Below are 11681 nucleotides of genomic sequence, written 5' to 3' on the forward strand. Positions count from 1 at the left end.
ATTCAAATTTTAGTGATGAAGACGAGCTTGGCGTTCACGTAATTCACGAGCTTTTTGTTCACGAGCTTGGCGTTCACGAAATTCACGAGCTTTTTGTTCACGAGCTTGGCGTTCACGTAATTCACGAGCTTTTTGTTCACGAACCTGCTGTTCATGCAATTGACGCTCACGAATTAGTTTAGCGTTATTAAAAGCAATAGTATTAGTATTTAAATGTTCATTGCGAAAATTCACTTCAGAAGCATTAGCATGAGTTGAAACAGCAATAGAAACAGAAGCTAATAAACCACCAAGAAGAATAGATTTTAAGCGGTTCATATATCCTTTAATCCTTGTTTTCCTGAACTTGTATATTGCCAATATATTCTGCATAATCAAGAAAAGATATCTAACAAATGTCATTAGTTAAACATGACTAAAGTCACTAAGCGCGTCAGTTGAGGAAAATCGGTAATTCAATCTCAAGCGATCATAACTTCTGGCTTTTATTTCGAGTAAGTGCCTAAACTCTTACAAATAATAGTTGATTGTGAGTGTAGAGTCTTAAGCGTGGCTTTTCAAGTGATATTGCCTGATAACAAATACAAGCGTATCAATTAGCTCACGCCCTTAGTGGTGCATGCTCTGGAACATTATTCTGCTCAAAGGGTGAGGAATCGTTCTCCTCAATGCTTAATACTTGAGTCTTGAATTGCAAAAACTATCAAAACAACTAAGTGATGAAAGACGATCGATTAGAGATGCAAGACCCCCGGCAGCAATATCCCGCTCCGCCCTTTCCTCAACAACCGCAGCCCGTACCAGGACTTGCTCAAAAGATGCAGCCCCAACCGGATCACGGTGAGCAGAGCTACATTGGATGTGGAAAACTTGCAGGTCGGAAGGCATTAGTCACCGGAGCCGATTCTGGGATCGGGCGTGCTGTTGCGATCGCATTTGCGCGAGAAGGTGCTGATGTCGCGATCGGCTATCTTAAGAGCGAAGAGGCTGATGCAATAGAGGTGATCCAATTGATTGAACAATCAGGGCGCAAAGCAGTTGCGCTTCCGGGTGACATCACCGACGAGCATTTTTGCCAAAAGCTGGTGACAGATGCAGTGCAATCTTTGAACGGTTTAGATATTCTCGTGAACAATGCTGGCGCACAGACATCTTACCCATCAATTAGCGACATCACGACTGAGCATTTCGACAAAGTGATGAAGACAAACCTTTACGCGCTATTTTGGATTACCAAAGCTGCCGTTCCACATCTTAAACCCGGAGCATCAATTATTAACACCACTTCGATTCAGGCATATGAACCTTCAGCGAGTCTGCTTGACTATGCGATGACCAAAGCCGGCATTGAGAATTTTAGCAAATCTCTCGCCAAACAGATGATCGAGAAGGGAGTGCGCGTTAATGCAGTCGCACCCGGCCCATTCTGGACACCGCTACAGCCGAGTGGTGGTCAGACCCAGGAGAAGATCGAGAAATTTGGTTCTGAAGTTCCGCTCGGAAGACCCGGACAACCTGTAGAAATTGCTCCTGTGTATGTGTTGCTTGCTTCCCAAGAAGGCAGCTACATCACCGGAGAAGTTTATGGTGTAACAGGCGGCATCGGGATTGCCTAGTTCAAAATGTTGAAACGACTCTAGGAGAACTTTTATAAGAGTCACTGATCTTGAAAATAGGGAAAACCTTCAGATTAATTCTGCTTGGTTAACTGCGATCGCCATCGGCTCATGGCGGGTACGCCATCGCGTCATGATTGTATTAGGCATGATTGCGTTGGTGCAGCCCGCCGCAGGCATCGCATTTTTCTTCGTTGTGTCCCTAGTAGTTCGCCAAGGGAACGCAAGCGGGGTAAAGGGTAAGGGGTAAGGGGGAAAGGTTTTAAATCCCTTACCATGAGTCCTTTTCCCCAGCCCTCACAAGCAGATTTTTGGGTTGGCAGAGTACTAGTCCCCAGTCCCTTGCTATATTAGTGGTTACTTTACCGATGTGGTTTCTGGAACCAATATTGAACCAGAATGAATTATCCCTGCCTCTTGAATCGTTGAAAAAGCACTTTCCGCTATAATCCGATGAGCCGCAGTCGTAGGATGAATACCATCCCAGAACAAAAACTGGTCTGGATTACCACAGATGGCAGAGCCAGACAGACAGGAACTACTTACATTTGTAAAACCAAATGCTGCCGGGTTTGCGATCGCATCTCGATATAAACTATTAGCATCTAAAGTTGCAATCTTCAGATGATAATTTTGTTGAGTCAATACTTTGAGTGAACGCCTTAAACTTTGATTATGTGCTTGTGTTAATGCATTCAGACTCATAGAATTTGTAGCGGTTTTCATTGCAGGTAACTGTCCTAAATCTGGTAAATTTGCTACCAAAAACTTTTGAGCGCCTATATCTGTGAGCAAGTTGATTGCACTCATTATATTTTTCACGGGAACAGTTGCACTGCTTACTCCTTGCAAATAATCATTTGCCCCTGCCCAAAACACATACAAAGCATCTGAATTTGTCTTTTGATGTCTCTGTGTAAACGACTGTACTTGCTGAAATAAGCTAGGTACATAACTATTATCAATGCTGCCAGTAGTTGCTCCTCCGTAAGCAAAATTATTAACTTGTTCAGTGGACAGATGCAAACGTTCGCTAAGATACTCAATCCAAACTCGACCATTCGAGTAACGCCCGTGAAAGTAAGTTGGATTAGGTGGATATATTCCTCCTGTCGCCCGGAATACCATACCTGTATCCGAAAGGCTGTCCCCAAATATATATGCTTCGGTAAGAGAATGAGATTTATCTAGAAATTTTGTCAGTACAACCATACTCAAAATTAAAACAACAAGTACTGTTGTTAAAAGCCATTTTTTCCTAAGCATTAAACGTTTCTGTAAACCTTAAAGGCTACAGTTTTAACTGTAAATCTTGAAACTAATTACAACTCTTGTTGATGGTTATCTTTATGACTAAAGACTAAGTTCACAATTATTACTTTTCTAAACTAACAAATGATTTTTTAAAGTCCTTAAGTAAAACCGAATACTTTCTAGTGTGGATTTTGCCAATTGTCTTGGGTAAATTTTTCATCACCCAGTTTCCAAAAACATTAGACGCTTTGGGAACAACTCAAGTTACCGCACTGCCTTATCTTTAGCAGCCGCAGAACTTGCAGATTCCAAACCTCCTGAAACGGAAATTAATAATCCGCGAAAAGAAAACAATCCTCTTGCTGATGTAGATGCAGGTAAAGCAGGTGCAGATAATAATACTCCTACAGATGCAAACGACAATAAAAAGCACCGACAACAGAGCGACCTTGAGAGTCAATATTCAGCGATTGCACCTCTATGGCATCATCTCTGCACTTAACTACCGATGACCCCAGAATAAAAGCAAGCTCTTCAAGAACATATTCAAGCGATGCCTACGGCGGGCTATGCCAACGCTAAACTACTGTACGAAGATACGTCACCAGAAAGACTAACAAACCTTGCAGGAATTGGAGAGGCAGTGCGAAGTCAAATGCTTTTATCACGTCATGCCAGAAGTAGGGGTTTTTTTATCGAAACGATTACACGCACAAGCGCAGGATATCAACGACAACTGAAAAGTATTTTGGGAGAATTGGGTAGCAAAATCTTTGGTTGGGAAGGAGTTTACACTCATTTAAAGCCTGTTGGCTCTTTTATGCCTTATGCCGAAAGTGTCAAAGGTTTAATTGAACAGCAATTTGCTGGTTACTATGCTTGGTTACAAGCAACTACCTTCAAATGGGAGTTACCAAAGGAGCTACTATAGACTGTGTAGTGAGACTGTGTAGTGCAAAATCCCAGAGTAAAAAGGATAATCACGGTTTGTATCCAAAACTGAGGATACACTATTACAATACCTTTTTTTGAATTGATTTGACGCTGGGGTGTGAGTTTCTGGCAAAACGTGATCCTAAATGAGCGAAATCACTTAATTGCTAGAACCCTTGATTTATCAGTCTCTTTAGAGAATGAAACCATCCTGCCCTCAATGCTAGGGCTGCTAATTGATACATTTAATGGAAACATTTGTTCTGTGCTTGTGAGGCTAAAGTTGGCGAATATCTCATTACCTTTGTTAAATAAGCTACTATCTTCATTGAGCGTGCTATAGCTAAGTGTTGATTGAAAGGTATAAGTTCCTGCACTAGTGATGTTTTGAGTTGGAAACAAGAACAAGTCATTATCTCTTGGGTTTAAACCACCATCGTCTCCAACTAATTTAGCTCTAAGTTGGAAACCAACCTCATTCTCAATAAGAAAAGTCTCAAACGAAGTGAGTCTGACATCGACCGTAACACTGACACTAGGCTCTGAATTAGTAAAAATATCGATTGACAGTGTGGGATTAGATAAGGTTGCCATACTTAGTTATCTCTTGAAGTACTTACCTTTATTTACACTGTTAAAAAATAAATTTTACACTATCATCAGGTGTATTATTCAAAGAATTAGATAAGTAAATATACTTACAGTAATATCTCCCAATAGGTAGTAAATATCAAACATTTAATTTGCTAATATACATCTAGCTCTGTCTGCTTTATTTGACTGAGGAAAGAGGAAAGGCTTTTGAATTTTATCGAGCAAGAATCTTCGTTTGTAAATTAGTTTAGGCAACGTTAAACGCTCACCTGCGCTAACTACATTGAAAGTCTGGCTATCCAAGGATAGAAGGGGTTAAGCCTGAAACTGCAGCTTGAACTCGATAGCGCTAGTCAATTCTACACTCTCGCTTGTCTCCAAAATTGGCGAGGCTGTTGCTTAATCAGACAATAAACGACCTAGCGAATGCTCCCTTTGCTAGCGAGAAGATTCTGATTTGGTGTCAGTTACTCACTGCTCTTACTATATTTCACTCAACTGAGAACCACTATATATAATCCTTGAGAAAGTTTCGTCAAACCTGTGGACTTGTTACTGTTACATAACAGTAGAAGTAATTTATCAGGTTATAGTGAGTGAGGTTGTAGAAGAAGGTTTCCACGAATGGGGACTCTGGTATCCTGAGAAATTTACATCACTCATATTGGATTTTATTTGTCAACTTGAGCAATATTGATACAGCTCGAACTAGAGCAAAGTACAAGCTTTGTCTCAGTTTTCCCCGTGCCCCTTGCCTATTTTTACCAGGATTTATGGTTCTTGGCAGGCAAAAAGGGAAACCGTCTGTCGAACAATGTTCAAGATGTAGCTCAAGCGATCGCCTCCATTTATCGCGCCGAGTGGGGTCGGATTGTTGCCACGCTCATCCGGCTGGTTGGGGATTTCGATCTGGCTGAAGAGACGGCTACTCTATGGAACGGATATCTGAGCCATGTTATTATTCGGCTTGCTGGTTGGTTATTAATTTAAGATTTGTTAGTTTCTCCTAGACGCTCAGGATTTTGTACGCCGATTAACCGATTCCAAAGCTGACCCTGCTTCATGCCCCTTTTCCTTTTTTTGACTTGTATTCGTTAAGTTGCGGTTTAACAAGTCAAACATAGCAGTAGAACTGACAGCAATCAGTAAAAATGAAGGCAGAAATTGATTGTTATACTGAACAAAAGACCTTCGCAGCACCTTGAGTAATATCAGTCACGATATTCGTGAATTTGCCGATAGCAGCCCCCCATTTCTCAAAATCACAATATGGACTATCAACAGATCGGTAACTACGGCATTATTGGTAATATGCATACTACCGCATTAGTGGGGTTAAATGGCTCGATCGATTGGTTCTGTTTTCCCCGGCACGATTCACCCAGCCTTTTTGCTTCTCTACTGGATCGGGATAAAGGAGGACATTTCCAGATTTATCCACTGACTGAGGTGACGACGCATAAGCAGATGTATTGGCTGCAAACGAACATTCTGGTGACTCGCTTTTTGTCGCCCTGTGGAGTCAGCGAGGTGATTGACTTCATGCCTGTTGGCTTGAGTGAGCACGATCGCGGCTACCGTTGGTTAGTCCGACGGGTGAGAATGGTTCGCTGTTCTATGGCGTTTGAGATGGAATGCTACCCGGCATTTAACTATGCCCGTGATCGTCACAAAACGACTATCACTTCAGATGGAGCGATCTTTGAATCACCCGACTTACGGTTAACCCTCGTAACCGATGTGCCCCTGGAGCAGAACGATCGCGGTGTGTTTGCCAGATTTACGCTCGACGAAGGTGAAGAAGCTATCTTTGTTTTGCGAGAACTCGATCCAGCGACGGGCTGTGGCGCACCCGTTGACCCAAAAGAGGCGCACAATCTATTTGTACACACCGTTAAATACTGGCAGCGCTGGCTGTCGCAGTGCAACTATAAAGGGCGTTGGCGCGAAATGGTGGAGCGATCGGCACTGGTGCTGAAGTTGCTAACCTATGAACCTACCGGGGCGATCATTGCCGCTCCCACGTGCAGTTTGCCCGAAACTGTGGGTGGCAAACGCAACTGGGACTATCGCTACACCTGGATTCGGGATGCTGCTTTTACGCTGTATGGTCTGCTGAGAATTGGGTTTACCACTGAAGCGGCGCAGTTTATGGATTGGCTCGAAGCTCGCTGCCAGGAGCTCAAGCCAGATACGCCCCTGCAAATCGTCTACGGCATTGACGGACGGCATGACCTGAAGGAAGAAATATTGGAGCATCTAGCGGGCTACAAAGACTCAGCGCCCGTGCGAATTGGCAATGGTGCCTACACTCAGCTACAACTCGACATTTACGGTGAGTTGATGGATGCAGTCTATCTTTTCAACAAATATGGCTCTCCCATTTCTTACGATCTGTGGACATATTTGCGCCATTTGATCAATTGGGTGTGCGACAACTGGCAGCGTCAGGATGAAGGCATCTGGGAGGTACGCGGCGGACGCAAACAATTTGTCTATTCCAAACTGATGTGTTGGGTTGCCATTGATCGCGGCTTGCGTCTGGCAGACAAGCGATCGTTCCCGGCAGATCGGCAGCGCTGGTTGCAAGTCCGGGATCAGATATACGAAGAGATCCTCAGCAAAGGCTGGAGCCAAGAGCGGCAGGCTTTTGTGCAATTCTATGGCAGCAATTCTCTAGATGCCAGTAGCTTGATGATGCCCCTGGTACTGTTTATGGCACCCAATGACCCGCGTATGCTGAAAACGCTCTCTGCCATCAATTGCTCGCCCGAAGTCGGGGGATTGGTGTCGAACAGCCTGGTCTATCGCTATAACGTGGCGGATGCCATTGATGGTTTGACAGGGAATGAAGGCACCTTTAATCTCTGCACCTTCTGGCTCGTGGAAGCATTGACTCGCGCTGGACGGATTGATCCGGCTCGCTTGATCGAAGCACGACTGAAGTTTGAAGAGATGCTAAGTTATGCGACTCATCTGGGGTTATACGCCGAAGAAATCGGTGCTAGCGGTGAGGCGATGGGAAACTTTCCGCAAGCGTTTACCCATCTGGCACTGATTAGCGCTGCATGGAATTTAAATAAGGTTCTTGAAACTTCCTAAAATCAACATAGTGTTGCGTGTAGTAGGAAGTGTCTCTTTGTTTACTTAGGCTTGGCTGGAATTATCTCAAATAATACTTAAGGGAGAAAAGAAGTTACAAGATATCAGTTAATTTTGGGTAATGAGTTTTTAATTAAAGATATTGGGTGTTGCTGAATCGAGGTATGAATTTGGATGTAGAGACGTTGCAATGCAACGTCTCTACAAGGATTTTGAAATAATGCAAAATTATTTTTCATACCGCAATCAGCAACGCCAGATATTGTATTAGAGCTAAGGAGAGCGAAGATGACAAATGATTTAAATTCATACCTACCTGTACCAACTAAGCAAAAATTCGCAGCTACTTTTCACATAGTCAGACCGATTAGTTTTTGGCTACAGTTAGCGCTAGGTGCTATTTCTAGCTTGGCTTTGTTATTGGCTATATTTAGTCGTAATCTCACTCCCCAAACTACAACAAATTCGGTTATGGCTTTTGGAGTATTTTTGGGAATTATGGGAATTTTAGTGCTGTGTTTCCGACTCTATTGGGTGAACCGATACAGGCGTTTAGACAAACTTTTACAGTCGCCTAATCGTGAATTACATCCAAGCAAACAGGATGTGATTCAAGTCTTACAAATTGGCTTAATTGCTAGTACAATCGGACTGTTATTAGCTTTTTTAGCAGCTGAAGTGACCGTTATTGCTGTACTATCGAAAACTCTAGCTCTGCCTCAAGGAGTGGCAGTCTATAGACCTGAAAATGTCATTCGTTCCCTAGATATTTTTGTGGTTTTAGCAAACGTCAATCTGATTGGCGCTCATTTTGTCGGAGGCGCTACTTCGCTTGGGTTGCTTAACTGGTTGGATCAATAGCCCTGCTTAGAACTTGGTATTTGAACTCTCTTCTGCTCCCTTGCTCCTCTGCACAAGAGCCTGTCTCCACTTAATATTTTTGGGTTGGCAAACTACCAGTAGATTTCTCCAAGGTGGTGTTTTTGCAATTGAGAGCGTAATTTGAGCCAAGTATGAATATCAACTTGTGCAGACAGATTTGCTCAGATGGTGGCAGATGCGCCCCAGTGGACTGAATGGATGGCGTGAGAAAGTTGGGTACAGAAAGCGATCGCTAAAAGGTCAGTTCCTCCCAAGCAAAAAGAACTAACTCTTATCCAGCATCAAGGGATTATTAACTATGGGGGCTGTCTTTGAGCCTCACTAAGGACGTAAACGCCATATCGTTGTAGACTCTCAAGGATTGTTACTTGGCGTTTTCGTCACCGAAGCCAACTCACAATGCTCACGTCTGTAGATTGCGATCATTGCACTCCCGCTCAAGGATTGCTCTAAGCATTACTCAAAAGTGACATTCGCTGTCCGTTCAAACACTACCGAAAGATTATTTGCTGGCATTTGGTAAGCCTGCTGAAGGCTCAAATGCTCTAGCCTAGCTGCTGCCACTACATCATCTAAGTTACGCACACCCCACTCTGGATTTTGAATACGCAAATATTCGTCAAATGCGGCATTACTTGATGCTGTATGTTCTCCACCTTGTTTAAAAGGCCCATATAAATAAAGGATACCTCCTACTGGTAAGATACGACCTGCACCTGCCATTAGTCCTAGACAAGCTGACCACGCTGAAATATGAATCATATTGATATTGACGATGGCGACAATTGCTGAGTTATTATTGGGCAACTGGGTTACTGTTTCCTTTTCCACTGCCCATACTGCTTCTCTAACATCAAGCTCCAGTGGTGGATAAACGTTTTTACATCCATTATGTTCAGTCCATGCAATAATGCTGGCTCTTGCTTGTGGATTTGCATCTGTTGGCAACCACATACAATCTATGAGTCTAGACGCAAAATAGACTGCGTGTTCACCTGTTCCACTAGCAATTTCTAAGACCGTACCACTTCTAGGTAATACTTTTAAAAGTACTTCTAGAATTGCTTCGCGGTTGCGTTCGGTTGCCGGGGCATATTGTCGTGCGTCTTGTGGTGTCATCCGTATCGTTGTAACTACCTTATCTGATCCTAATGCCAGTTAAGCTACTCAATAACAGTTTTCAATTATTTCTAAGCGCTCAGATTATTAGCCTTCTGACTACTGACCGCTTCTTTTGTTAGGGAGATCCAAAAAATAAAATGCAAGCGGACGTTCTTGAGAGGCTTAACGGCAAAAGTCACAATCCTATTCTTACTTCAGAGATACGCATCTCAGTTATAGTTTTCATACCCTAAAGGGGTAAAATTTTGGCTAAGACAATGGCAAAGTTTACTGTTGGCGACTATTTATTGCTTCGTCTGGAGCAAATTGGCATCAAGCATATCTTTGGCGTTGCTGGAGACTACAATATGGAATTCCTCGACTATATTGTTAACCATAATGGCATCGAGTTAATTCCTACTTGCAACGAACTTAACGCATCCTATGCTGCCGATGGTTATGGTCGGCTTAATGGTGTTGCGGCATTAGTAAGTACATTTGGTGTTGGTGAACTCAGTGCTATTAATGGTGTCGCTGGCGCTTATGCTGAACACGTTCCTGTTGTAGCGATTACCGGTGCTCCTGCAACTAAAATTCAAGCTCTTGGTTCACTTGTACATCATACGCTTGGTACTGGTGATTTTTCAATATTTGCCCGAATGTATCAACAGGTAACGGTGGCTCAAGCATATTTAACAAAGGAAAATGCAACAACGGAAATTGACAGAGTTTTAGGTATCTGTTTGCTGAAGAAATTACCTGTTTATATTTCCCTACCTATGGATGTTGCTCTGGCTGAGGTGTCTGCACCGTCTGAAAACTTTATGCCCCCTGTGTTTCAGAGTGATGGCGCTACAATAGCAGAAATAGTTGATGTCTGTGTAAACATACTAGAAAAAGCTTCCCAACCTGTGATTCTTGCTGATATTGGTGTAGCTCGCTATCATTTGCACGAACAATTGCGAGAATTGCTAACAGCTACCGGATACCCTTATGCCACGATGAACATGGGAAAAGGATTGCTAAAAGAAACCCACCCCCAATTCATCGGCATATATAATGGTGCTGCCAGTGAGGAATCTGTCAGAAAACGTATTGAGCAGGCAGATTGTGTTTTAACTATCGGTGCTTTGATGACTGATTTCAACACAGGCAAGTTTTCAGCCAAACTCGATCCCAGCCAAACTATTGAAGTGCATGGGGATTATGTAAAAGTTAAACATGCTTTATACAACAATGTCGCTATGGCAGATGTGCTTTCTGCTTTAAGCCAACGGTTGCAGTACCGCGATCCTCAAACGCTTGACTTCAAATCAGCAACAGAAAATTTAGATGCTGGTTTTATAGAGCCTATCGTTGGCGGCTCTTCGGCATCGATTACGCAGCAGCATTTTTGGTATAGATTTGCTCATTTTCTCCAAGAAGATGACATTATCGTTGCTGAGACTGGAACTTGTTTGTTTGGCGCTTCTATCGTTCCTTTACCAAAAGGAGCTACTTTCGTTGGGCAAGTACTTTGGGGGTCGATTGGTTACTCTGTTGGTTCATTACTTGGTTGTGCCATTGCCGCATCACAACGTCGCTCTATCCTACTGGTTGGTGACGGGTCTTTCCAAATGACTGCACAAGAACTTTCAACCATCTTACGCTATAATCTCAAACCGATTATTTTTTTGATCAACAATGACGGATATACTATAGAGCGTGATATTCACGGTGAACGTATGCCATATAACGACATTCAACCTTGGAATTATCATCAGCTCCCTAAGGTTTTTGCTGGCAATGCCTGGGCAATTAAAGTTAGTACCGAATCGCAGTTAGATAAAGCATTAGAAACAGCTCAACAAAACCGTGACCAACTTGCTTTTATTGAGGTTGTAATGGATAAAATGGACAGCCCAGAGGTTCTGTTAAAGATGTTGCAGCAATAAAGCAACATACTGCCTCATCGCCAGGTTCCATATTTCTATGCGATCGCACTCGCTAGTTTTTTAACAGTGAACAAGTTATCAGTCGTCTATTTATCCCGCGATCTAAGTCCCCCACCATTTGCTATAAACCTTTGGTGGCGATTCTTTATCCCCCATTAATGCAAAAATAATTGATAACTTTAACAGTACTCAGGACTTACGCAACTGGCACAGCGTGATCGCTATTTTATAGTATTTATGTACTATATAAAGTGGCTGACCCATA

10 protein-coding genes and 1 pseudogene are annotated in these 11681 nt (G+C 42.9%); 6 read left to right on the forward strand and 5 right to left on the reverse strand.

Annotation, left to right across the window (positions count from 1 at the left end):
* Positions 1-9: 9 nt before the first annotated feature.
* Positions 10-318, reverse strand: a complete 309-nt coding sequence (locus RMX98_RS23180) for a hypothetical protein (protein WP_409881770.1) — start codon at positions 316-318, stop codon at positions 10-12.
* 401 nt (positions 319-719) lie between these two features.
* Here RMX98_RS23180 and RMX98_RS23185 point away from each other — a divergent pair, with 401 nt between their 5' ends.
* Positions 720-1616, forward strand: coding sequence for an SDR family oxidoreductase (locus RMX98_RS23185; RefSeq protein WP_322676240.1), 897 nt, complete (start codon positions 720-722; stop codon positions 1614-1616).
* Between the two features lie 357 nt (positions 1617-1973).
* Here RMX98_RS23185 and RMX98_RS23190 read toward each other — a convergent pair whose 3' ends face one another.
* Together RMX98_RS23190 and RMX98_RS23195 are read right to left on the reverse strand one after the other, a co-directional pair.
* Positions 1974-2882, reverse strand: a complete 909-nt coding sequence (locus RMX98_RS23190) for an SGNH/GDSL hydrolase family protein (protein WP_322676241.1) — start codon at positions 2880-2882, stop codon at positions 1974-1976.
* 252 nt (positions 2883-3134) lie between these two features.
* Complete coding sequence (locus tag RMX98_RS23195; protein WP_322676242.1) at positions 3135-3293, reverse strand: hypothetical protein; 159 nt, start codon at positions 3291-3293, stop codon at positions 3135-3137.
* Positions 3294-3423: 130 nt separating this feature from the next.
* On the opposite strand from RMX98_RS23195, the pseudogene RMX98_RS23200 reads away from it, so the two are divergent.
* Positions 3424-3708 (forward strand): annotated as a pseudogene (locus RMX98_RS23200) (ISKra4 family transposase); the annotation flags it as partial.
* 251 nt (positions 3709-3959) lie between these two features.
* Here RMX98_RS23200 and RMX98_RS23205 read toward each other — a convergent pair.
* Positions 3960-4397, reverse strand: a complete 438-nt coding sequence (locus tag RMX98_RS23205; RefSeq protein WP_322676243.1) for a hypothetical protein — start codon at positions 4395-4397, stop codon at positions 3960-3962.
* A 693-nt stretch (positions 4398-5090) separates the two neighbouring features.
* Between RMX98_RS23205 and RMX98_RS23210 the strand changes: the two genes are divergently transcribed.
* From RMX98_RS23210 to RMX98_RS23220, 3 genes are all read left to right on the forward strand, one after another.
* On the forward strand, positions 5091-5387 hold the full coding sequence (locus RMX98_RS23210; protein ID WP_322676244.1) for a hypothetical protein: 297 nt from the start codon (positions 5091-5093) through the stop codon (positions 5385-5387).
* 279 nt (positions 5388-5666) lie between these two features.
* Complete coding sequence (locus RMX98_RS23215) at positions 5667-7499, forward strand: glycoside hydrolase family 15 protein (RefSeq protein WP_322676245.1); 1833 nt, start codon at positions 5667-5669, stop codon at positions 7497-7499.
* Between the two features lie 288 nt (positions 7500-7787).
* On the forward strand, positions 7788-8360 hold the full coding sequence (locus tag RMX98_RS23220; protein WP_322676246.1) for a DUF3611 family protein: 573 nt from the start codon (positions 7788-7790) through the stop codon (positions 8358-8360).
* A gap of 477 nt (positions 8361-8837) precedes the next feature.
* On the opposite strand, the gene RMX98_RS23225 is transcribed toward RMX98_RS23220, so the two are convergent.
* The gene (locus RMX98_RS23225) at positions 8838-9500 is read right to left on the reverse strand and encodes a DUF938 domain-containing protein (RefSeq protein WP_322676247.1); all 663 of its coding nucleotides are present in this window, start codon (positions 9498-9500) and stop codon (positions 8838-8840) included.
* A gap of 260 nt (positions 9501-9760) precedes the next feature.
* On the opposite strand from RMX98_RS23225, the gene RMX98_RS23230 reads away from it, so the two are divergent.
* Positions 9761-11416 (forward strand): alpha-keto acid decarboxylase family protein, encoded by a 1656-nt coding sequence (locus tag RMX98_RS23230; protein ID WP_322676248.1) that lies wholly within the window; start codon positions 9761-9763, stop codon positions 11414-11416.
* Positions 11417-11681 lie beyond the last annotated feature (265 nt).

The sequence above is a fragment of the Nostoc sp. DedQUE02 genome, from assembly GCF_034531035.1.
Taxonomy (GTDB): domain Bacteria; phylum Cyanobacteriota; class Cyanobacteriia; order Cyanobacteriales; family Nostocaceae; genus Nostoc.